The sequence below is a fragment of the Janthinobacterium sp. GW822-FHT07H11 genome, assembly GCF_058798615.1.
On record NZ_CM179507.1, the window covers coordinates 3989140 to 4010760 of the forward strand.

Genomic DNA, 21621 nt, shown 5'->3' on the forward strand with positions numbered 1-21621 from the left:
CAAACCTGTGCCCTGCGATTGCGCCCCGCCCACTGTTTAGCGACAGGAATTTTTCACCGTCAGGCGCGCACGGTTTCCACGCCCAGGTTGGCCAACTCATCGGCACGCTCGTTGCCCGGATGGCCATTGTGACCGCGCACCCAGCGCCACTCCACTTCATGGACGGCCTGGGCCGTGTCGAGCGCCTGCCACAGGTCGACGTTTTTCACCGGGGCCTTGGCCGCCGTTTTCCAGCCGCGCGCTTTCCAGCCGTGGATCCATTCGCTGATGCCCTTTTGGACGTACTGGCTATCGGTATACATCACCACCTGGCATGGCCGTTTGAGCGCCGTCAAGGCTTCGATCACGGCCTTCAATTCCATGCGGTTATTCGTCGTATTGCGTTCGCCGCCGTAAATCTCTTTCTTGGCGCCATCGGCCACCATCAGCGCGCCCCAGCCGCCCGTGCCGGGATTGCCCTTGCATGCGCCATCGGCATAAATTTCAACCTTATCCATCTTGCTGTTCCCGCCTTTTATTCGTGACCGGTGCGCCTGCGGGCGCCGTCGCCGGTTTCCTGGTCCACGCCGGACCGATCAAACGCATCCCTTTGACGCGCTTGATTGCCTGCACTATATACACTGCCCCCAGATATGGCCACCAACGCGCGCCCGCCTTGTCCATGAAAGCGTTGCGGCGCAGCCATTTTTCTGTCCTGCAGGCAGGTGCGTAGCAGCCGAAGTGGCTTTGGCTGACGCCCATGTTCAGCAATTTTAACCAGTCTTTCATGCGCGGCATAGAGATCAGCTCGCCCGCCTGCGGCAGGTAGTGGCGTCCCGTGATTCGCCCCAGTCCCTGGCGCATGCCCCACAGGCTGGCCGGGTTGAAGCCGCAGACGATCACGCGCCCCTCGGGGATCAGCACGCGCTCGACTTCGCGCAAGACCTGGTGCGGCTCGGCGGCAAATTCGAGCACGTGCGGCAAGACCACGAGGTCCAGGCTTTGCGAGTCGAACGGCAGTTCGTCGAAGGCCGACACCAGGGTCAGGCGGCGCTCTTGCGGCGGAAGCAAAGGCAGGCGCGCATCGAGCAGCCATTTGTTCGGCATGCGGTTGGCGGCCAGGGCGTCGAGCTGCGGCAAGCCGATCTGCACGGCATTGTAACCGAAGATATCGGCCGTCAGGCTGTCGAGGCATTGCTGCTCCCACGCGCGCGCATACAGACCGGCCGGCGTTTGCAGCCAGCCATCAAGCGCTATAATGGATTTTTCGGATGCCACACTGTCCATTCAGTTTTCTCTTTTACACATGACATATTCCCCTGAACACGCTTTATCGGTACTTGCCGTGCCCGCCTTTGCCGACAACTACCTGTGGCTGATCCATGACGGCCAGCATGCCGCCGTGGTCGACCCCGGCGATGCGACGGCCATCCTCGATGCGCTCCAAGCCCATCAGCTGACCCTGTCCGCCATTTTACTCACGCACCACCACGCCGACCACACGGGCGGCGTGCCTGAATTGTTGCAGCATTTCGCCGTGCCTGTCTTCGGCCCGCGCAATGAGGCTATCACAGCCATCACGGAACCGCTTGCCGAAGGCGATGTCGCCCAGGTGCCGGAACTGGGCTTGCAGATGACGGTCATCGACGTGCCCGGCCACACCAAGGGCCATATCGCCTACGTGCGCCAGCGCGACGACCGCAACGGTGCGCCATGGCTGTTTTCCGGCGATACCCTGTTTGCCGGCGGCTGTGGCCGCCTGTTCGAAGGCACGCCAGGCCAGATGGCCGATTCGCTGGGCAAGCTGGCCGCCCTGCCTGACGACACCCAGGTATTCTGCGCGCATGAATACACCTTGTCCAATCTGCGCTTCGCCAGCGCCGTCGAGCCGGGCAACCAGCTTCTGCAGGAGCGCATCGCCATCGACACGGAAAAGCGCCAGCAAGGCTTGTCGACCGTGCCGTCGACCATTGCCCTTGAAAAGGCCACGAATCCCTTCCTGCGCTACCGCGAACCGGCAATTTTGACCAGCCTGAAGGTCGAGGGCAAGCTGGCTAGCGATGCTTCGCCCGTGGAAGCATTCGCGGCCTTGCGTATGTGGAAGAACAACTTTTGAGGACAGCTGACCAAACCTGCTGCGCGTCGGCATAGGCGGCCTGCGATGCTCAGCGTACTTCAAGTACGCTTGCGCTTCTCGGCCACCTCTCCCTTCCGCTCGCTACGGTCTTGTCAGGCGTTGCGGACTTCCATACAAAAATCCCGGCAGTGCCAAAAAGCATCTACCGGGATTTTTTATCGATCTATTTGATCAGGATCAGATTTCTTCGTACAGCGGCAGGGTCAGGAATTCAGCGAACGATTCCGAGGTCGACATTTCCTCAAAGATTTGTCCGGCGCGCACATAGGTCGGACCGTTGCCGCCTGGCGCATCGCGCTGCACCTTGGCCAGCTCTTCCGGAATCATGGCGCGCACCATCTCGGCCGTGACCTTGCGGCCGTCTTCCAGCACGCCCTTGCTGGAACGAATCCATTGCCACACCTGCGAGCGGCTGATCTCGGCCGTGGCCGCGTCTTCCATCAGGTTGTGGATAGGCACGCAACCATTGCCGGCCAGCCAGCTGCCCAGGTAATGGATGCCCACGTTGATGTTGTAGCGCAAGCCCGCTTCCGTGATCGGCGCTTCCGGCTGGAAGTTCAGCAGATCCGACGCCTTCACATCGATGTCGGGACGCTGCTTGTCGATCTGGTTCGGCTTGTCGCCCAGCACCTTGGTGAACTCGCCCATGGCCAGTTCGACCAGGCCCGGGTGGGCGACCCAGCCGCCGTCGTAGCCATCGGTGGCGTCGCGCGCCTTGTCGTTGCGCACGCCACCCATGGCGATGTCGTTCTTTTCCGGATCATTCTTGATCGGGATCAAGGCTGCCATGCCGCCGATGGCTGGCGCGCCCCGTTTATGGCAGGTTTTCAGCAGCAGCAAGGCATAGGCGCGCATGAATGGCGCCGTCATGGTGACCTTGGCGCGGTCGGCCAGGCAGAAATCCTTGTCCAGCTTGAATTTCTTGATGCACGAGAAGATGTAATCCCAGCGGCCAGCGTTCAGGCCCGAGCTGTGCTCCTTCAGTTCGTACAGGATTTCATCCATCTCGAAGGCGGCCAGGATGGTTTCGATCAGCACGGTCGCCTTGATCGTGCCTTGTGGCAAGCCCAGCTCGTTTTGCGTCATGACGAAGATATCGTTCCACAGGCGCGCTTCCAGGTGCGATTCCATCTTCGGCAAGTAGAAATACGGGCCGGCGCCGCGCGCCAGCTGTTCCTTGGCGTTATGGAACATGAACAGGGCGAAATCGAAAATGCCGCCGGAAATGCGCTTGCCGTCGACCAGCACATGCTTTTCATCGAGGTGCCAGCCGCGCGGACGCACGACGAGTGTCGCGATCTTGTCGTTCAGCTTGTAGGACTTGCCGTTTTGCTCGAGCGAAATCGTCTTGCGCACGGCGTCGTACATATTGATCTGGCCCGTGATCTGGTTATCCCAGTTCGGCGTGTTCGAATCCTCGAAGTCCGTCATGTAGCTGTCCGCGCCCGAGTTGAAGGCGTTGATGACCATCTTGCGCTCGACGGGACCGGTGATTTCCACGCGGCGGCATTCCAGCGCCTTCGGAATCGGCGCGATCTTCCAGTCGCCGTCGCGGATGTGCGCGGTTTCTGGCAGGAAATCAGGACGCTCGCCCGCGTCGAGGCGCTTGGCCCGCTCCACGCGCACGGCCAGCAATTGCTGGCGGCGCGGCTCGAATTCACGCGTCAGTTTGGCCACCAGGGCCAATGCTGCCGGCGTCAAAATCTGTGCGTAGCCGGGGGCGATGTCTGCCGTGATTTGCATGCCTTCGGGAAGTGCGATCGTGTTCTGCGTCATGAAGTTCTCCGGTTTTTAATAAATATAAGCAAAGATAATCTGGTGATCCAAGTATAAGCGCAAGGACTGCGCAAGCAAGCCGGACTGAGGCGCAAAAACACTCTGCCGGGCGGCGCGTTTGTTCTATAGTATTGCACTATAAGGCATGGAAACGAGATTAAAAATCACTTCATCTATGCGTTTTTATCACAAGTGACAATATAGCGAGCACAGCATATGGGCCAGTTCAGACAAATATCGACCTTCGTGGAAGTGGTGGCCAAGGGCAGCCTGTCGGCCGCCGCGCGCGCCGAAGGCATCGCCCCGGCCATGATAGGCCGGCGCCTCGATGCCTTGGAGCAACGCCTGGGCGTGAAACTGCTGCAGCGCACGACGCGCAAGCTGGCGCTGACCAACGAGGGCGCGGCCTTCCTCGAGGATTGCCAGCGCATCCTCGGCGAACTGGAAGAGGCGGAAGCGGCCGTGGCCGAGCGCAGCGTGAAGGCCAGCGGCCATTTGCTCATTTCCGCGCCGGCCGGCTTCGGGCGCCAGCATGTGGCGCCTTTAATCCCCTCGTTTGTCGCCGAGCACCGCGACGTGACGGTGTCGCTGAACCTGAACGACCGCCTCGTCGACCTGATCGGCGAAGGCATCGACGTGGCCATCCGCATCGCCAGCCTGTCGGACTCGTCCCTGGTGAGCACCAAGCTGGCCGGCAACCAGCGCGTGCTGGTCGGCTCGCCCGCCTATTTGAAACGGGCGGGCACGCCGCGCACCCCGGCCGACCTGGCGAAACATAATTGCCTGGCGATCAGCAGCGAGGGCAGCCAGCGGGGCTGGACCTTCCGCGAAAACGGCAAGAATGTCATTTTGAAGGTGGCGGGAAACATGGTGTGCAACGATGGCGAAGTGCTGCACGACTGGGCGCTGGCCGGCAAGGGCCTGGCCTGGCGCTCGATGTGGGAAGTGGGGGCGGAAATCGCCTCGGGGCAGCTGGTGACGGTGCTGGACCAGTTTGCCGCGCCGGGCAACGACATCTACGCCGTGTTTGCCCAGCGCCGCCACTTGCCGCTGCGCATACGGGCATTTGTGGATTTCCTGAGGCATTCCTACTCGCAGCCTGACTACTGGCGCGAGCGCGCTATCTGAAGATGCCGGACCCAAGCTGCTGCGCGCCGGTTTTACCTCCCCCGTCGTGACGCATGAGGGAACAACTTCAGCCCCCTGATCGTGCGTAGGTCGGCGTTGGTCGGCGTTGGTCGGCGTTGGTCGGCTTAGCGCAGCGTAAGCCGACACCACCAGCTCAAGCACCTCGCCAGCAGCACCATTGTCGGCTTACGCGCAAGCGCGAAGCGGACCGACACGGCGACGCAAGCACGCCAAAAGAGCGCGCAGGCCACGCAAAACCCATACCTCACGGAAATTCAGGCGAAAAAAAATCCTCGGAGACCGAGGATTTCTTTATTTCGTTTGATCCAGCGTATTAGATTGGCTGAATGTTCGAAGCTTGCTTGCCTTTAGGGCCAGCGGTCACTTCAAAAGAAACGCGTTGGTTCTCTTGCAGGGACTTGAAGCCGTTCGACTGGATAGCCGAGAAGTGAGCGAACAGATCTTCGCCGCCTTCGTCAGGGGTAATAAAGCCGAAACCCTTCGAATCATTGAACCATTTTACGATGCCAGTTGCCATTACAATTTCCTATTTCAGTTAAGTTGGGCTTGCGCCCGTTATATCGTTTGAAGCAAGAAAGAAATGACAGACAAACTGCACTACTACCTCGAATCCAACGATGCCCAATTATACCAACAAAACTGAGAAAAACCATTCTTTCGCAAAATAAACTTACGAACACTACTTTAATAGCCAAATCCCCGTCTTGCGGCGCCCTGTACGAGCGGCATGGAGACACTATATCCTAATCTGCGACGCAGATGCTTTGCGTTGTATCAAATGAATCATTGCAACCACAGGCCCTGGATATGCTCATTCAGGCACTGAAGTGGGTGGCGGCCGCATCGCTTGCCGCCCAGCGCAACAGCGCCGCCACCTGCCCGCTCAGCGGCGGCCACTCCGCCAGCACCTGGCCCGGCTCGTTCAACAGCAGGCGTACCTGTTGTTCGAGGCGCCGGCATTCCTGCCCCAGCGCGGCAAAGCCGAAGGTGGCGGCCGAACCGGCCACGGCATGCAGGGCGCGATGCAGCTGCGTCAGGGCATCCAGGCGCGGCCCTTCGCTGTCGCAACGTTCTTGCGCAGTAGCAATTGCCTGCATCAGGGACGGCACGCCGGCCGCATATTTGTCATTCAATGCGCGCAAACGCGCGCGGAAATCTGGATCGATCAAGGTTGCCATTGCGCTGGTCGCCGTGAACGTCTGTTACTTGGTGCCGAAGATGCGGTCGCCGGCATCGCCCAGGCCAGGCACGATATAGGCATGGTCATCCAGGTGCGAATCGAGCGCGGCGGCAAACATCTTGACGTTCGGATGGGCTTTCTGGAAGACGCTCACGCCTTCCGGCGCGGCCACCAGTGCCAGGAAGATGATCTGCTCGTCCGTCACGCCGCGCTTCTTCAGCACATCGACGGCATACACGGCTGAATTGCCGGTCGCCACCATCGGGTCGCACAGGATGAAGGTGCGCTCGTTCAAGTCGGGCAGGCGCACCAGATACTCCACCGGCAAATGGGTGGCCGGGTCGCGGTACACGCCGATGTGCCCCACGCGCGCCGACGGCACCAGGTTCAGCAGGCCATCGCTCATGCCGATGCCGGCACGCAGGATGGGCACGATGGCCAGTTTCTTGCCGGCGATGACGGGCGCATCGATGGTCACCAGCGGCGTCCTGATTTCGCGCGTGGTCAGCGGCAGGTCGCGCGTGATCTCATAGCCCATCAGCAGGGTGATTTCCTTGAGCAGTTCACGGAAGGTGCGCGTCGACGTGTCGTGTTCGCGCATGTGGCTCAGTTTGTGCTGGATCAGCGGATGGTCGGTAATAAAGAGATTGGGGAAGCGCGGATCTTGTTTCATATTATTGTTTTCTTTCTGTCAGGCGCGGCGGCATGCAGGCACCGCAAGCGCGCTGTGTGTCGATAAAATGATGGATTCCAGCATTATCCCAGCCTGCAGCCCCGCTGTGGATGGAATTTTAGAAATAATTGCATGCAAAAGCGGCTTTTTTCGGCCGCAATGCGCCTGCGGCCGTGCGTGCCGCTCAATATTCACGCAGCGCCCGCGCCAGGATGGCATCGCAGTCCGTGCCTGCCGGCAAGCGGCCATACGCCCCGCCCGGCGCCTGCACCAGGCGCGACTGCAGGAATGCCTGCGCGATGAACGGCGGCGCGTGGCGCAGCAGCAAGCCCGCCTGCACGGCCAGCACGATGCGCTCGGCCAGGCGGCGCGCGCCGAATTCATCGTCCTGCGGGCCGTCGAGATCGGCCAGCAGGCGGGCGCGGTAGCCGGCAAAGGTGGCCTCATCGTCGCCGACCAGCGCCAGCTCGGCCGCCAGCGCATCGCGCGCGGCGGGCGACTTGAGGGCGCGCAAGACATCGAGGCACATCACATTGCCCGAGCCTTCCCAGATCGAATTGACGGGCAGCTCGCGGTACAGGCGGGCCAGCGGCGCATCTTCCACATAGCCGGTGCCGCCCAGCACTTCCATCGCCTCGGCACCGAAGCCGGGGCCGCGCTTGCAAATCCAGTATTTGCCGGCGGGCGTGAGCACGCGCGCCAGCATCGCCTGCCGCGCATCGTGCTTTTCATCGAAGCAGCGCGCCAGGCGCAGCGCAAACGCCGTCGCCGCCTCCGATTCCAGCGCCAGGTCGGCCAGCACGTTCTGCATCAGGGGCTGCTCCACCAGCGGCTTGCCGAAGGCGGCGCGCTGGCGCGCATGGTGCAGCGCGTTGCACAGGGCGGCGCGCATGATGCCGGTGCTGCCCAGCACGCAATCGAGGCGCGTGTGGCTGGCCATTTCCAGGATGGTGGGAATGCCCCGCCCTGGCTGGCCCACCAGCCAGCCGTAGGCATCGGCGAATTCCACTTCCGACGAGGCGTTCGAGCGGTTGCCCAGCTTGTCCTTCAGGCGCTGCACGCGGATGGCATTGCGGCTGCCGTCGGGCAGGTAGCGGGGCAGGAAAAAACACGACAGGCCGCCCTCCTCGGCCTGCGCCAGGATCAGGTGGGCGTCGCATTGTGGCGCGGAAAAAAACCATTTGTGGCCGACGATGCGCCAGGCGCCGTCGGCCTGCTCGCCGAACAGCGCCTGCGCCTCGGCCGGCGGCACCGGCACGGCGCGCGTGGTATTGCTGCGCACGTCGGAGCCGCCCTGCTTTTCCGTCATGCCCATGCCGACCAGGGCGCCCCGCTTCTGCTCCACCGGCAGGGAGCGGGGATCGTATTCGCGCGAGAGGATGGCCGGCAGCCAGCGCGCGGCGACCTGTGGCAGGTTCGTGGCCTGGCGCAGCGCCGGCACCGAGGCATACGTCATCGTCACCGGGCACTGGCTGCCGTTTTCCAGCTGCCCCACTAATAGATAGGCGGCCGCGCGCGCCACCTGGGCGCCCGGCCCCGGCGCGGCCCACGGCGAGGCGTGCACGCCGGCGCCGATCAGGATGGCCATCAATTCATGCCAGGCCGGATGGAACGCCACCTCGTCGACGCGCCGCCCGGCGCGGTCGAACTGCCGCAGTTCGGGTGCATGGACATTCGCCAGCCGCGCCAGCGCCATCGTCTCGGCGCGCCCCAGCCGCTCGCCCAGGGCATCGAGCTCCTGCAGCGCCGCGCCGCCCCCTTCGCGCAGCAGGGCTTCGATCAGCGCGGGATCGCAGGCGAACAGGTTGACGTTCTCGAACGGCGTGGCCTGGTTGAAAACTTCATGCGTGTCAAAGGCATTCATGGCAGGTCTCCATCGCGGTTTGCTATCATGGCGCCCTCGCCGCGGCCGGCGCGCCGAAAAAGCCGTCTGCCAGCCAGACTAGCGCAAACGCCGCGGCGGGGCAAGCATGCAATATGAGCAAACAAAAAGGTGTTCCTGATTTTTTTCAGGGAAGACAGAGATATTTATAAAACCTGAAGTAATGTTGCTCTATTTCATGTAATTGGGTGCTTTTCAATGATACATTTCGTGTAGTTCGCGTTCCAGCCCGGCCATTGAAACAGCGGCAAGCGCGCGACGCCATGCGCAAATTGCAATATGTAATGATTTTGTTGGCACTCCCGCGATGCCGGGACGCCATCACTGATAAAGGTAAAAGCCAGCACGATGTTTTCCAGTACCCCATCCGCCGCCCACCGCGAGGCCCGCCACGAGTTGGATAACCTCATGGAAGAGGCGGGCGACATCGTGTTCCGGCTTGATGCGGACGGCGTGATCCTGTTCGCCAGCAAGCGCGCCGCCACCCTGTTTGCCGCGCCTAGCGGACTGGCCGGCCATTTGCTGCTGCCGCTGGCCACGGAAGCTTCGCGCGCCGCGCTGCAGGCCGCGCTCGAGGATGCACTGGCCGAGCCGGGGCGCCTGGAAGTGCGCCTGCAAACGCCGGACCAGGAAATCTGGTTCGAGCTGCGCCTGTCCTCGTACGTCAACCAGGCCGGCATCGCCGAGTTGCTGGTGGTGGGACGCGACACCTCGGCCCAGCACAATACGGAAGAGCGCTTGCGCCACATGGCCACGCACGATGCGCTGACCGGCCTGCCGAACCGCCTGCTGCTGTCGGACCGCATCCGCATGGTCATCGCCCAGGCGGCCCGCTCGGGCCAGGGTTTTTCGGTCGCCACCATCGGCCTCGATGGCTTTAAAAAGGTCAACGATGGCCTGGGCCACCCGGTCGGCGACGCCGTGCTGCGCCTGGCCGCCGCGCGCCTGCGCAAGACCCTGCGCGACAGCGACACCCTGGCGCGCGTGGGCGGCGATGAATTCGTCGCCGTGCTGCCCGGCAGCGCCACCGACGCGCAGATCAAGCTGGTGACTGGCCGCCTGCTGGCCACGCTGCAGGCGCCGTTCGAAGTCGATGGCCATACGATCTACGTGGGCGCCTCGGTCGGGGTGGCGATCTACCCGCTGCACGCGGAAGACGAAGTGCGCCTGGTGGCGCTGGCCGATGCGGCCATGTCGCGCGCCAAGGAAACGGGCAAGGCCCGCTGCCTGGTCTACAGCCCGCGCCTGAACGGCCCGTCCGAGCATGACATCTCGCTGGAAGCGGCCATGTTCCACGCCGTGCGCGAAGGCGAATTCCTGCTGTTCTACCAGCCCATCGTCGACGCGCGCACGCGCCAGATCCAGGGATTCGAAACCCTGATGCGCTGGAAGCACCCTACCCTGGGCCTGGTGCCGCCCGTGCGCTTCATCCCCATCGCCGAAGCCAATGGCCTGATCAACCTGCTCGGCGCGTGGGCCCTGAAGGCGGCCTGCGTGCAGCTCAAGCAATTCCAGGAAGTGGCCAGGCGGCCACTGTACATCTCCGTCAACATCAGCCCCCGCCAGTTCCGCAACGACAAATTCCTCGAGGTGCTGGACGACGCCATCGCCTTTTCGGGCCTCTCCGGCGAGCACCTGGTGCTGGAAATCACGGAAGGCACGCTGATGATCGACCCCGTGCATGCGGAAACCATCCTCGGCAAGATGACGGAACGCCGCGCGCGCATCGCCATCGACGATTTCGGCACCGGCTATTCCTCGCTGGCGTATCTGAAGCGCTTTCCGATTTCCGTGCTGAAGATCGACCGCACCTTCATCAAGGACTTGCCGGCATCGAGCAAGGATGCGGCCATCTGCAACACCATCCTCGACCTGGCCAAGCACTTGAACCTGTCGGTGGTGGCCGAGGGCGTGGAAACCGAAGAGCAGATGCACTTCATCGAATCGCGCGGCTGCCAGTACGTGCAGGGCTACCTGACGGGCAAACCGATGCCGGCGCATGCCGCGCTATCGGCCTTGAGCGAAAAAACCTATGCGGCGCTGGTGCCCACGCCGCCTGCCAATGAGCCGCGCGGAGGCGTGCAATGAACCCAGGCCACTACACGGCGCCGACGCAGCTCGGCAAGAACACCCTGGAACTGCTGTGGGCGCGTACCCGCCAGCAGGGCGACATGCCCGGCTTCGCGAAAGCCATCAGCGCCATCCTGGGCGCCATGCGCGGCGAGGACGACCACGCATTCGACATGACGCAAACGGTGCTGTCGGACCCTGTCCTCACGCACAAGGTACTGCGCCTGGCCAACAGCGGCATGTACTCGGCCTTCGGCCAGCGCGTCAACACGGTATCGAAGGCGGTACTGGTGCTGGGCATGGACGCCATTGGCCACCTGGCGCTGGGCCTGAAACTGATCGAGGAGCTGTCGCAGGCGACACCCGATTCCGTCAGCGCCCACGTGGAAATGGAAAAGGCCGTGCTGGCCGGGATGGTGGCGCAGCAGGTGGCCACCAGCGCCGGCAGCCTGCAGGCCGAGCAGGCCGTGGTCTGCGCCATGCTGCATACGCTGGGGCGCATGATGGTGACGTTCTACATGACCGACTTCTGGGCGCGCATGCAGGCGCACGCCGGTCCCGGCAACGAGGCGGCCGCCGCGCGCGAAATCCTCGGCCTGTCGCTGCCCGAAGTGGGCTATGCCACGGCGGCCCACTGGGGCCTGCCGCAACACCTGATCAGCGGCATGCGCCCGCTCGACCCGCCCGAGGACGGCACGCCCGTCAGCGGCGCCGACTGGATGGCGGGCCTGTCGACGATGTCGGCCCGTTGCGCCGACTCGCTGTGGCACGACGACGCGGCCGGCGCGCAGCAGGTCGATGCGCTGATCGGCAGCTATGCGGGCATGCTGGGCATCGCCGCCGAGGACCTCGGCGCGGCGGTGGAAAAGGCGAAGGAAATGGCCGCTGCCGACCTGTCGATCGCGCCGCTGTCGAAACCGGCCGAACGGCGCGCGCGCCAGCTGGCCTCGACGCGCATGCGCGCCGAAGGCAACCGCATCCTGATCGGCGGCCTGGCCGACCTGCGCGGCGCCATCGGCAGCGCCAGTCCCGGGCAAATGGTCTCGATGGCGCTCGAGACGCTGCACCAGGGCTTCGACTTTTCGCGCTCCGTGGCCTTCGTGCGCAACCACAAGGACCATTTGTATTCGGCCCGCATCGGCCTGGGCGAAGGCACGGCCGACTTGCAGGACCTGATGGTGTTTGGCGACGCGTATGAGCCGAACGTGTTCCATGCGGCGCTCAACAGCGACCGCGTGATCTTCATCGACAATGCGCGCGATCCGAAATTCGCGGCCAAGCTGCCGCAATGGTGGAAAGCCACGCTGTCGGAGGCGCGCAGCTTCGTCGTGCTGCCGCTGTCGGCCAACGGCCACCCCACGGGATTTTTATACGGCGACTGGGACGACAGCTTCCCGCCGATCCAGCTGAACCAGACGGAATTCAACCTGATCAACGATATCCGGGCGCTGTTGGTGCAGTCGGTGGAGATGCGCCATCAACTGGAGTTGGTGGCGAACAAGGTGGCATGAGAACACCTGACCAAACCTACTGCGCGTCGGTATAGGCGGCCTGCGATGCTCACCGTACTTTCGTACGGTTGCGCTTCTTAGCCACCTCTCCCTTCCGCTCGCCACGGTTTTGTCAGGTGTCGCAAGTGGCGTTGTTAAACGAGACAACGACCATCCAGGTCGCAGGTCGGATTGGGGCCGCAGGCCCGTCATCCGACAACATTCAACTTACTTCAACTTCGGCGTATTCACGCTGACATCGCCGCATTGCGCGCGGTGCATCAGGGCGTGGTCGATCAGCACCAGCGCCAGCATGGCTTCGGCGATCGGCGTGGCGCGGATGCCCACGCACGGGTCGTGGCGGCCGAACGTTTCCACCATCACGGGATTGCCCTCCTTGTCGATCGAGCGGCGCGGCGTGCGGATCGACGACGTCGGCTTGATGGCGATCGAGACGCTGACATCCTGCCCCGTCGAGATGCCGCCCAGCACGCCGCCCGCCTTGTTGCCGATAAAACCTTCCGGCGTCAGCTCGTCGCCGTGCTCGGACCCCTTCTGCGCCACCGAATCGAAGCCGGCGCCGATTTCCACGCCCTTGACGGCGTTGATGCCCATCATCGCATAGGCGATATCGGCGTCCAGCTTGTCGTAGATGGGCTGGCCCAGTCCCACCGGCACGTTTTGCGCGATGACGTCGATGCGCGCGCCGATCGAATCGCCGTCGCGGCGCAGCTGGTCCATCGCCGCTTCCATGCGCGCGATCAGGTCCGCATCGCCGCTGGCGGCAAAGAAGGGGTTCGCATGCACATGGTCCCAGGACTGGAACGGCACGGGAATGTCGCCCAGCTGGCTCATGCAGCCCTTGAAAGTGGTGCCGTACTGCTGCAGCAGCCATTTCTTGGCGATCGCCGCCGCGCCCACCACGGGCGCCGTCAGGCGCGCCGAGGAGCGGCCGCCGCCGCGCGGGTCGCGCACGCCATACTTGTGCCAGTAGGTGTAGTCGGCGTGGCCGGGACGGAAGCTCTCCGCGATATTGCCGTAATCCTTGCTGCGCTGGTCTTCATTGCGGATCAGCAGCGCGATGGGCGTGCCCGTCGTCACGCCCTGGTACACGCCGGACAGGATTTCCACCGTATCCGATTCCTGGCGCTGCGTCACGTGGCGCGAAGTGCCCGGTTTGCGGCGGTCCAGTTCTGGCTGGATATCGGCTTCCGACAGCGCGAGGCCGGGCGGGCAGCCGTCGATCACGCAGCCGATGGCCGGGCCGTGCGATTCGCCGAAAGTGGTAACAGTAAACAGTTTGCCAAAAGAATTGCCGGACATAATAGGAAGTGTGATGGACTGGAAAACCCAATTCTACCAGCCTGCGCGGCAGGCCACCCCGCAAATGCCCCGGCAAGGCCCGATATTCCCACGCCCTTATGGCCATTCCAGCATCTCGCCTTCTTTTTCATGTAAAAAACACAAAATATGAGTTGCAATCATGCAATACAAGAAATATTGCCCCACAGAATAGGCTTAAAAAAACATTTTGCTTATTAAATAGCTATATACTTGGATGATGGGCGAGCCTCGGCGACACTTGAGTGCTGCTTTTTCGATGCGCCCTGAGTGCATCAGAAATGGCCAGGGCTAGGCGCGCCGCCGAAGACAGTACGCAAGTACGGCGAGGCGGTGCAACAACGCCATGGACATTTCTGATGTGCTCACATCCCGTACTGAGTCATCCTGGAGAAGCTATACATGCCCGCACCGATCATCCCCCTTGATGCAAGCAAGGACGATCACGACGACCTGGTATTCCTCGATGAGCAACCAGCACCGCCGCAGGCGGTCGCGCCGCGCAGCGTGTGGCGGGTCATGATCATCGACGACGATGAAGACGTCCACTCCACCACCACCTTCGCCCTCGGCAACCTGGAAATGCAGCACCGCCCGCTGGAATTCGTGCACGCCTACTCGGCGGCCCAGGCGCGCGAACTGCTCAAGCACGAAAGCGATATCGCCGTCATCCTGCTCGACGTGGTGATGGAACAGGACGACGCGGGCCTGCACCTGGTGCGCTACATCCGCGAAACGCTGAAGATGACGGATGTGCGCATCATCCTGCGCACGGGCCAGCCCGGCTATGCGCCGGAAATCGACGCCATCCGCGATTTCGACATCAACGACTACAAGACCAAGTCCGAACTGACGCGCATCAAGCTGTTTACCACGGTCACGGCGGCCATCCGCTCGTACGAACAGATACGCTCGATCAGCAGCAGCCGCCGCGGCCTGGACCAGATCGTCCACGCCAGCACGCAGCTGATGGCGCTGCACGGCGTGCAGAACTTCTCGGCCGGCGTGCTGGCGCAGATCGCCGAGCTGCTGGGCATACGCGCGGACGGCGTGCTGTGCGTGCAGGACCTGCACGACAGCGGCGCCAGGGATCTCGTCGTTTCCGCCTGCACCGGCGCCTTCTCGGGCTTGCCGCACAGCCCCCTGTGCAGCCTGCAAAATCCGCGCGTGACGGCCGCCATCGAGCATACGCTGGCGCAGCGGCGCAATGTGTACGCGCACGACTACGCCACCTTGTACTTCGCCGGCAAGGCCAGCCGCGACGCGGCCGCCTACCTGGTCCTGCCGCGCCCCCTCTCGGCCATCGATGAAAGCCTGCTGGAAGTATTCTGCAGCAACGTCGCCGTGGGCCTGGACAACGTCGAACTGGTGACGCACCTGCATAACGCGGCCTTCTACGACCAGCTGTCGAAGCTGCCCAACCGCACGCGCCTGGTGGAAATCCTCGACGCGACCCTGGCCGGCCCCGCGCGCGACGACGCCACCCTGTCGCTGGTCGACCTCGACCATTTTGCCGAAACCAACGACGCGCTGGGCCACCAGTTCGGCGACATGCTGCTGGTCGCCGTGGCGGGCCGCCTGCAGACCCAGCTGGGGCCGCAGCTGACGGTGGCGCGCCTGGGCGGCGACATCTTTTGCGTACTGGGCGATGCCTCGCAAGTCAATCCGGCCAATATCCTGGCCCTGTTCCAGACCCCGTTCAGCATCGACGGACAGGACGTGCAATTGTCGGCCACCCTCGGCCTGGTGCGCCTGGGCGAGCATGCGGGCACGGGCGCCGACGCGCTCAAGGATGCCGATATCGCCCTGAAGCGGGCGAAGAGCCAGCAGCGGGCCGGCCACTTCTATTTCTCGCGCAGCATGGGCATCGAAATCCGCGAGCGCGTGCGCATGATGCACGCGCTGCGCACGGCCTTTAGCCAGGGGCAGCTGTTCGTGGTGTACCAGCCGCAGATCGACCTCTCCACGCGCCGTCCCGTGGGCGCCGAGGCGCTGCTGCGCTGGCAGACGCCGGACGGCAAGTTCATCTCGCCCGACCGCTTCATCCCGATTGCCGAATACTCGGGCATCATCATCGACCTGGGCGAATGGGTGCTGCGCACGGCTTGCCGCGAACTGGTGCTGCTGCGCGAACAGGGCCACCGCAACTTCGTCATGTCCGTCAACGTGTCGCAAGTGCAGTTCCGCCACCCGCTATTTTTGGAAATGCTGCGCGCGGCGCTGGAAGAGACGCAGGCGCCGCCCGAGTTCATCGAGCTGGAAATCACGGAATCGATGGCCATGGAAGAGCCTGACCTGCTGATCAAGATGTTGTGGCAGATCAAGCAGACGGGCGTGAGCATCGCCATCGACGACTTCGGCACGGGCTTTTCATCGCTGTCCTACCTGCAGCGCCTGCAGGTCGACCGGCTGAAGATAGACCGCGCCTTCGTGACGGAAATCACGGGCTCCGCGCGCGGCAGCAGCATTGCCGAAATGGTGATACAGCTGGGCCGCAACCTGGGCCTGGCCGTGATCGCCGAAGGCGTGGAAGACGAGCGCCAGGCACAGATCCTGCAGGCGCTGGGCTGCCCGATGGCGCAGGGCTTCCTGTTTGCCCGCCCGATGACGGCCGCCGCGCTGGGCACCTGGCTGAGCGACGAAGCGCTGCAGGGCGCCGCCTGACGTATCCATCAAGCAACACTACAAAAACAGCAACGCCGGCAATTGCCGGCGTTGTTTTTACTGCATCAGCGAAGCTTAATCGGTGGTTTCGGCCGGCCAGTCGCGGATATACGCCTTGAGCATCTGGTTTTCAAAGCTTTGCGCCTCGAGCACGGCGCGCGCCACGTCGTAGAAGGAAATGACGCCCAGCAGGGTCTTGGCATTCATGACGGGCAGGTAGCGCGCGTGCTTTTCCAGCATGATGCGGCGCACTTCATTGACTTCGGTATCGGGCGTGACAGTGATCGGATGGTCATCCATGTGCTTGCGCACCGTGCCGCCGCCGATCTGGCCCGCGTTTTCGTGCAAGGCGTTGAGCACCTCGCGGAAGGTCAGCATGCCGACCAGGTCGCCAAATTCCATGACCACCAGCGAACCGATGTCTTTTTCAGCCATGGTATTGGCCGCGTCAAGCAGGGGCTGGTCAGGCGTGACCGTGTAGAGGATGTTGCCCTTGACTTGGAGAATTTCAGATACTTTCATATTGGCCGTCCTGTCCGCGTGATTGGTATTTTAGTTATTCTAAGCCCTTACTGCGACTGTAGCCTATGCCTGCGGAAAAATCCAGCCTTGCGCGCAATCAAATCATACCGCCATTGCCGGCCAGAACAGACACAACAACACGCCTGGCAAAAAGCCTGCGGGCCTCGCCGGCCGTGCTCCGCCACGCGGCAGTCTTGCCTGGCGGTTTTCAGCCACGGCGGCGAAACCAGCCGGCGATCGACAATCGCTCGCGCGCCGTGGGCAGCACTTCGTGCAGCATCTCGCCCGACAGGAACATGGCCATGCGCCCCGCTTCCGGCGCGATGTCCTGGCTGGGGCCGCCTTGAGGGTGGAGGCGCAGCGCGCCGCCGTGCGCGCTCTGCCAGTCGGCGTTCAGGTAGATCACGACAGAAACGGTGCGCTTGTCATCATCGCGAAAGCGGTCCAGGTGCGCGCGATAGAAGGCGCCCGGCGCATACAGGGCGAAATGGCTTTCGTATTCGTCCAGGCCGAGGAACAGCTCACGGTTCAGGGCCAGGCGCAAGCTTTCCATGCTGTCCAGGTAGCGGTCGCAGGCGCGGGAACGGCCCGCTTCCAGCCATTGGATATGGTCGCCGCGGATCTCCGGCTGCTGCAGCGGCGCATGGCCGCTGCCCACGCCGGCCCCCTTCATGTGGCCGCTGCGCATGGCGTGCACGCATTCGGCGGCCAGCCGGGCGGCCAGCTCGGCTGGAAGGAAATGGTCTTGCATGACCCAGCCAGCCTGGCAGAGGCCGTCGGCTATAGACGGTCCGGGCACGGCAAGGGCGCCGTCGAACGAGAATGCGGGCATGAGGTTTCCTGGTGGACATACATTGACAGTGCGTCTAAAGCCCAGGATTTCGCTGAATGCCGCTGGCCACCTCGCGGCGCACGCGCGGACGATGGCACAGCCTGAATATCGCTGACATGCCATCGTACCACCGCCGCGCCCTGTCCTGCGGACTTTTACGGCGACTTTTTCAGGAAGGCGGGCGACGGCGGCGTGCCCGGACACCATGCAGTCTGCCGCTGCCGCCAGCGCGCACTTTGCGCCAGCGCAAACCCGCACCGCGCGCGCCCGCCCAAGCAGCCATGCGCCCTGCACGGCCGCCCTTTTGTTCCTGCCTGAAAAGGGTTACGATCTTGCCACTATAAAACTTGGCGGAGACACCATGAGCGGCCCGAAATACCCCGGTTTCGATACTTTATCCCTGCATGCGGGCGCCGCGCCCGACCCGGCCACGGGCGCGCGGGCCACGCCCATCCATTTCACGTCCTCGTTCGCCTTCAGGAGTTCGGACCATGCGGCCTCGCTGTTCAACATGGAGCGGGCCGGCCACGTGTATTCACGCATCTCGAATCCCACCAACGCCGTGCTGGAAGAGCGCATCGCCGCGCTCGAAGGGGGCGTGGCCGGCATCGCCACGGCCAGCGGCCAGGCCGCCATGCACCTCGGTTTGTCCACCATCGCCGGCGCCGGCTCGCACATCGTGGCCTCGCGCGCCCTGTACGGCGGCTCGCACAACCTGCTGGCCTATACCTTGAAACGCTTCGGCATCGAAACGACCTTCGTCGACCCGCGCGACGTGGACGCCTGGCGCAGCGCGATACGCCCGAACACGAAAGTCCTGTTTGCCGAAACCCTGGGCAATCCCGGCCTCGACGTATTGAACATCCCCCAGATTGCCGCCCTGGCGCACGAGCACCAGCTGCCGCTGATGCTCGACGCGACGTTCACCACGCCCTATTTGCTGCGCCCCTTCGAGCATGGCGCCGACCTGGTGTTCCACTCGGCCACCAAGTTTTTATGCGGGCATGGCACGGCCATCGGCGGCCTGCTCGTCGACGGCGGCACTTTTGACTGGCAGGCCGCCTACGACCAGACGGGCCGTTTCGCCGAGCTGTGCGAGCCGTACGAGGGTTTTCACGGCATGGTCTTCGCCGAGGAATCGACGGTGGCGCCATTCGCCCTGCGCGCGCGGCGCGAAGGCTTGCGCGATTTCGGCGCCGTCATGAGCCCGCACAACGCCTTCGCCGTGCTGCAGGGCGTCGAAACGCTGGGCTTGCGCATGGACCGCCACGTGGCCAACACGCGCAAGGTCATCGACTTCCTGCTGACGCATCCGGCCGTCGTATCCGTGTCCTACCCGGAACTGCCGTCGCACCCCGACTACGCGCTGGCGAAGACCCTGCTGCCGAAGGGCGCGGGCGCCGTCTTCACCTTCAACCTGCGCGGCGACCGCGCGGCCGGCCAGCGCTTCGTCGACAGCCTCAAGCTCTTCTCGCACCTGGCCAACGTGGGCGACGCCAAGTCGCTCGTCATCCACCCGGCCTCCACCACGCATTTCCGCGTGCCCAACGAGCAGCTGGAACAAGCCGGCATCACGCAGGGCACCATGCGCCTGTCCGTGGGCCTGGAAGACGCGGACGATTTGATCGAAGACCTGGCCCGTGGCCTGAAACTGTCGCAGAAAGGCGCCTGACATGCTGCTCACCATCGACAACAGCACGGCCTATTGCTACACGGGCGGCAAAGCGTTTGATCCCAATCAACCCACGGCCGTCTTCATCCACGGCGCGCAGAACGACCATAGCGTGTGGGCCCTGCAGACGCGCTATTTCGCCCACCACGGCTGGAACGTGCTGGCCGTCGACCTGCCGGGCCACGGCCGCAGCGGCGGCGCGGCGAAAACCAGCGTGGAGGAATTGGCGCGCTGGATACTCGCCGTGCTGGACGCCGCCGGCGCACCCAGGGCCATGCTCATCGGCCACAGCATGGGCTCATTGATCGCGCTGGAAGCGGCATTCCTGGCGCCCGAGCGCGTCAGCCACCTGGCCATGCTCGGTTCCACCTACCCGATGAAGGTCTCGCCCGCCCTGCTGGAAACGTCGCTCAACGACGAACCGGCGGCCATCGACATGGTCAACATCTGGTCGCACTCGTCGATCGCGCAAAAGCCCTCGTTTCCCGGCCCCGGCTTTTACGCCATGGGCGGCGCGCGGCGCCTGAAGCAGCGCATCGCGGCCCTCAATCCCGGCCACGTGTTCCATACGGATTTTTTTGCCTGCAATGCCTACGCGAACGGCGAAATCGCCGCCGCTTCGGTACACTGCCCCACTTTATTCATTTTCGGCGCGCGCGACATGATGACGCCGCCCAAATCGACCCGCTTGCTGACGTCTGCCATCGCGCATGGCATGGTGGTACAGGTCGACAGCGGGCACGAATTGATGGCCGAACAGCCCGACGCCGTGCTCGACGCGCTGTTTGCGTTTGCGCAAACAGCGGCGGCATGAACGCTTTTTTAGGATAGATGCACATGTTGTTGAATACCCTGTTTGACGAATTGACTGGCCGCGGCAGCGGCACGGAAGCGCAGCGGCAAGAACGCTACGACTGGCTGGAGCAGCTGCGCTGCGCCAATCCGCAAGCGGACGAAAACGGCCCCATGGCCGGCATCCCCGGCTACCACTGGTTCCGGCTGCCGCAGGCGCTGACGGTGGCGGGCCAGGCATCCGACCTGCTGGCCGGCACCATGAACGCCCAGTACCTGGTCTTCGAGGGCCGCCACGCGGCGGCGTTTGCCGCCGAACTGGGCCTGCAATACGACGCCAACAACCGCATCGACCGCCCCGGTGGCCTCGACGAACTGCTGGACGCCTATGAAGAGCAGGACGACGGCAGCTGGACCACCCTGCCCGGCGGACAGCAGGACCTGCCGCTAGCCGGCTGGGACGATGTGTACTTCCGCGTGCGCGACCTGAGCGACGGCAAGGCCATCCAGAGCGTCACCACCATCGCCTACGAGAGCAGCCGCTTTCCCGGCTACACCCTGCTGGGCACGACCCTGGTGGGCGCCGGCGCCATCGCCCACGACGACGAAACGGCCGCATATTTGCAGCAAGTCTTCGCCGACTGGGCCATCCAGCGCGATTGCGCCGCCGCCTGCCCGCCCTCGTCCGCGCCCTGGCCGTGCGCGCCGCGCCAGGCGCCGCCTGCGCCGTTCGGCACCCCGTTTGATTTCGCCCGCAACCTCGCGTATCTGGACGCCCTGCTGGCGGCCTATGCGCAGGCACAGGCGCAGGCCGATGGCGGCGATGAAGGCTACTGGGCCTGCGCCGCCGCCAGCACGGCCTACCAGGCCTTCTCGCTGCGCTACACGGCGGGCCTGCCCTTGCCTGACGTGGAGACGGCGCTGGAAGCGGCCATCGCCGCCTGCGAAACGGCGCGCGCGGCCCTGGCCGCCGCCTACGATGACGACGCCTTGCCCGCCTTTGATTTCGAACAGTTGACCGATTACGCGCGCACCCTGCAACTGCTGGGGGCAAGCCTGCTGTTCGGCCGCCACGACCTGGCCGCCCGCCTGGCCGCCCTGCAGACGGCCTTCGATGGCGAAGATGGCGTATACGAAGCGCTGCTGGCGGCCATCGACCCACAGCGTCCCGCCGTCGACGAATGGTATTTCGCCGAGCCGTATACCGCCCTGTACGAGTGCCTGGACGCCGACGACCCGGCGGCGCAGCGCGAGCACCTGCAACACTACCTGGCCAGCTGGCACGGCGCGCTGCTGCGCGAGGACTGGTTCAACGGCCATGTGCGCGCGCACGGCCTGGGCGGCTACTACGGCCTGTGGGCCTTCGAGGCGGCCGCCGTGGCCAAACACCTGGGCCTGGAGCGCGGCGCGCTGGCCCACTGGCTCATGCCGCCCGCGCCCTGAGTCCCCCGTTCACTTTCAG

At 63.9% G+C, this 21621-nt stretch carries 19 protein-coding genes; 8 read left to right on the plus strand and 11 right to left on the minus strand.

Features of this window, described 5'->3' with window-relative positions; genetic code table 11:
- Positions 1-59: 59 nt before the first annotated feature.
- Both rnhA and AC3RCJ_RS17625 read right to left on the minus strand, forming a co-directional pair.
- The gene (rnhA, locus tag AC3RCJ_RS17620) at positions 60-497 is read right to left on the minus strand and encodes a ribonuclease HI (RefSeq protein WP_298405753.1); all 438 of its coding nucleotides are present in this window, start codon (positions 495-497) and stop codon (positions 60-62) included.
- Positions 490-1266: a class I SAM-dependent methyltransferase gene (locus AC3RCJ_RS17625; protein ID WP_492958376.1), complete on the minus strand. Its 777-nt coding sequence runs from the start codon at positions 1264-1266 to the stop codon at positions 490-492. Before AC3RCJ_RS17625 ends, rnhA begins: the two co-directional genes overlap by 8 nt.
- A gap of 19 nt (positions 1267-1285) precedes the next feature.
- On the opposite strand from AC3RCJ_RS17625, the gene gloB reads away from it, so the two are divergent.
- Positions 1286-2095 (plus strand): hydroxyacylglutathione hydrolase, encoded by an 810-nt coding sequence (gloB, locus tag AC3RCJ_RS17630; RefSeq protein WP_492958374.1) that lies wholly within the window; start codon positions 1286-1288, stop codon positions 2093-2095.
- 198 nt (positions 2096-2293) lie between these two features.
- Here gloB and aceB read toward each other — a convergent pair whose 3' ends face one another.
- Positions 2294-3892 carry a malate synthase A gene (gene aceB, locus AC3RCJ_RS17635; RefSeq protein WP_492958372.1) on the minus strand — a complete coding sequence of 533 codons (1599 nt, stop codon included), beginning with the start codon at positions 3890-3892 and terminating at the stop codon, positions 2294-2296.
- A 216-nt stretch (positions 3893-4108) separates the two neighbouring features.
- Here aceB and AC3RCJ_RS17640 point away from each other — a divergent pair, with 216 nt between their 5' ends.
- Entirely contained in the window at positions 4109-5020 is a 912-nt protein-coding gene (locus tag AC3RCJ_RS17640; protein ID WP_492958370.1) for a LysR family transcriptional regulator, read from the plus strand.
- Between the two features lie 334 nt (positions 5021-5354).
- Here AC3RCJ_RS17640 and AC3RCJ_RS17645 read toward each other — a convergent pair whose 3' ends face one another.
- The 5 genes from AC3RCJ_RS17645 to AC3RCJ_RS17665 form a co-directional block, all read right to left on the minus strand.
- Positions 5355-5558 carry a cold-shock protein gene (locus AC3RCJ_RS17645; protein WP_010398811.1) on the minus strand — a complete coding sequence of 68 codons (204 nt, stop codon included), beginning with the start codon at positions 5556-5558 and terminating at the stop codon, positions 5355-5357.
- Positions 5559-5856: 298 nt separating this feature from the next.
- Positions 5857-6219: an Hpt domain-containing protein gene (locus AC3RCJ_RS17650; RefSeq protein WP_492958368.1), complete on the minus strand. Its 363-nt coding sequence runs from the start codon at positions 6217-6219 to the stop codon at positions 5857-5859.
- 24 nt (positions 6220-6243) lie between these two features.
- A complete protein-coding gene (gene upp, locus AC3RCJ_RS17655; protein ID WP_492958366.1) occupies positions 6244-6894 on the minus strand; it encodes a uracil phosphoribosyltransferase in 651 nt (216 codons plus the stop codon).
- A gap of 184 nt (positions 6895-7078) precedes the next feature.
- Positions 7079-8758 carry an isovaleryl-CoA dehydrogenase gene (locus AC3RCJ_RS17660; RefSeq protein ID WP_492958364.1) on the minus strand — a complete coding sequence of 560 codons (1680 nt, stop codon included), beginning with the start codon at positions 8756-8758 and terminating at the stop codon, positions 7079-7081.
- 194 nt (positions 8759-8952) lie between these two features.
- On the minus strand, positions 8953-9123 hold the full coding sequence (locus AC3RCJ_RS17665) for a hypothetical protein (RefSeq protein WP_492958362.1): 171 nt from the start codon (positions 9121-9123) through the stop codon (positions 8953-8955).
- Position 9124: 1 nt separating this feature from the next.
- Here AC3RCJ_RS17665 and AC3RCJ_RS17670 point away from each other — a divergent pair, with 1 nt between their 5' ends.
- Entirely contained in the window at positions 9125-10864 is a 1740-nt protein-coding gene (locus tag AC3RCJ_RS17670) for a putative bifunctional diguanylate cyclase/phosphodiesterase (protein WP_492958360.1), read from the plus strand.
- Positions 10861-12357, plus strand: a complete 1497-nt coding sequence (locus tag AC3RCJ_RS17675) for an HDOD domain-containing protein (RefSeq protein WP_492958359.1) — start codon at positions 10861-10863, stop codon at positions 12355-12357. Before AC3RCJ_RS17670 ends, AC3RCJ_RS17675 begins: the two co-directional genes overlap by 4 nt.
- A gap of 207 nt (positions 12358-12564) precedes the next feature.
- On the opposite strand, the gene aroC is transcribed toward AC3RCJ_RS17675, so the two are convergent.
- The gene (gene aroC, locus AC3RCJ_RS17680) at positions 12565-13659 is read right to left on the minus strand and encodes a chorismate synthase (protein ID WP_492958357.1); all 1095 of its coding nucleotides are present in this window, start codon (positions 13657-13659) and stop codon (positions 12565-12567) included.
- Between the two features lie 420 nt (positions 13660-14079).
- Between aroC and AC3RCJ_RS17685 the strand changes: the two genes are divergently transcribed.
- Complete coding sequence (locus AC3RCJ_RS17685) at positions 14080-16341, plus strand: putative bifunctional diguanylate cyclase/phosphodiesterase (RefSeq protein ID WP_492958355.1); 2262 nt, start codon at positions 14080-14082, stop codon at positions 16339-16341.
- A 75-nt stretch (positions 16342-16416) separates the two neighbouring features.
- On the opposite strand, the gene AC3RCJ_RS17690 is transcribed toward AC3RCJ_RS17685, so the two are convergent.
- Together AC3RCJ_RS17690 and AC3RCJ_RS17695 are read right to left on the minus strand one after the other, a co-directional pair.
- Positions 16417-16863, minus strand: coding sequence for a CBS domain-containing protein (locus AC3RCJ_RS17690; protein WP_010398828.1), 447 nt, complete (start codon positions 16861-16863; stop codon positions 16417-16419).
- 208 nt (positions 16864-17071) lie between these two features.
- Positions 17072-17695, minus strand: a complete 624-nt coding sequence (locus AC3RCJ_RS17695; RefSeq protein ID WP_492958353.1) for a 2OG-Fe(II) oxygenase — start codon at positions 17693-17695, stop codon at positions 17072-17074.
- Positions 17696-18056: 361 nt separating this feature from the next.
- On the opposite strand from AC3RCJ_RS17695, the gene AC3RCJ_RS17700 reads away from it, so the two are divergent.
- The 3 genes from AC3RCJ_RS17700 to AC3RCJ_RS17710 are packed head-to-tail and all read left to right on the plus strand — an operon-like array spanning position 18057 to position 21602.
- Complete coding sequence (locus AC3RCJ_RS17700; RefSeq protein WP_492958351.1) at positions 18057-19367, plus strand: O-acetylhomoserine aminocarboxypropyltransferase; 1311 nt, start codon at positions 18057-18059, stop codon at positions 19365-19367.
- A gap of 1 nt (position 19368) precedes the next feature.
- Complete coding sequence (locus AC3RCJ_RS17705; RefSeq protein ID WP_492958349.1) at positions 19369-20181, plus strand: alpha/beta fold hydrolase; 813 nt, start codon at positions 19369-19371, stop codon at positions 20179-20181.
- Between the two features lie 23 nt (positions 20182-20204).
- On the plus strand, positions 20205-21602 hold the full coding sequence (locus tag AC3RCJ_RS17710; protein ID WP_492958347.1) for a PoNe immunity protein domain-containing protein: 1398 nt from the start codon (positions 20205-20207) through the stop codon (positions 21600-21602).
- The last annotated feature ends 19 nt before the right edge of the window (positions 21603-21621 follow it).

Bases quoted from the DNA above. Each gene is read 5' to 3' on its own strand.
- AC3RCJ_RS17670 (WP_492958360.1), top strand. From the start codon at position 9,125: ATGTTTTCCAGTACCCCATCCGCCGCCCACCGCGAGGCCCGCCACGAG.
- AC3RCJ_RS17645 (WP_010398811.1), bottom strand. From the start codon at position 5,558: ATGGCAACTGGCATCGTAAAATGGTTCAATGATTCGAAGGGTTTCGGC.
- AC3RCJ_RS17650 (WP_492958368.1), bottom strand. From the start codon at position 6,219: ATGGCAACCTTGATCGATCCAGATTTCCGCGCGCGTTTGCGCGCATTG.
- AC3RCJ_RS17685 (WP_492958355.1), top strand. From the start codon at position 14,080: ATGCCCGCACCGATCATCCCCCTTGATGCAAGCAAGGACGATCACGAC.
- gloB (WP_492958374.1), top strand. From the start codon at position 1,286: ATGACATATTCCCCTGAACACGCTTTATCGGTACTTGCCGTGCCCGCC.
- AC3RCJ_RS17700 (WP_492958351.1), top strand. From the start codon at position 18,057: ATGAGCGGCCCGAAATACCCCGGTTTCGATACTTTATCCCTGCATGCG.
- rnhA (WP_298405753.1), bottom strand. From the start codon at position 497: ATGGATAAGGTTGAAATTTATGCCGATGGCGCATGCAAGGGCAATCCC.
- AC3RCJ_RS17625 (WP_492958376.1), bottom strand. From the start codon at position 1,266: ATGGACAGTGTGGCATCCGAAAAATCCATTATAGCGCTTGATGGCTGG.
- AC3RCJ_RS17660 (WP_492958364.1), bottom strand. From the start codon at position 8,758: ATGAATGCCTTTGACACGCATGAAGTTTTCAACCAGGCCACGCCGTTC.
- upp (WP_492958366.1), bottom strand. From the start codon at position 6,894: ATGAAACAAGATCCGCGCTTCCCCAATCTCTTTATTACCGACCATCCG.
- aceB (WP_492958372.1), bottom strand. From the start codon at position 3,892: ATGACGCAGAACACGATCGCACTTCCCGAAGGCATGCAAATCACGGCA.
- AC3RCJ_RS17690 (WP_010398828.1), bottom strand. From the start codon at position 16,863: ATGAAAGTATCTGAAATTCTCCAAGTCAAGGGCAACATCCTCTACACG.
- AC3RCJ_RS17640 (WP_492958370.1), top strand. From the start codon at position 4,109: ATGGGCCAGTTCAGACAAATATCGACCTTCGTGGAAGTGGTGGCCAAG.
- aroC (WP_492958357.1), bottom strand. From the start codon at position 13,659: ATGTCCGGCAATTCTTTTGGCAAACTGTTTACTGTTACCACTTTCGGC.
- AC3RCJ_RS17675 (WP_492958359.1), top strand. From the start codon at position 10,861: ATGAACCCAGGCCACTACACGGCGCCGACGCAGCTCGGCAAGAACACC.
- AC3RCJ_RS17710 (WP_492958347.1), top strand. From the start codon at position 20,205: ATGTTGTTGAATACCCTGTTTGACGAATTGACTGGCCGCGGCAGCGGC.
- AC3RCJ_RS17705 (WP_492958349.1), top strand. From the start codon at position 19,369: ATGCTGCTCACCATCGACAACAGCACGGCCTATTGCTACACGGGCGGC.
- AC3RCJ_RS17695 (WP_492958353.1), bottom strand. From the start codon at position 17,695: ATGCCCGCATTCTCGTTCGACGGCGCCCTTGCCGTGCCCGGACCGTCT.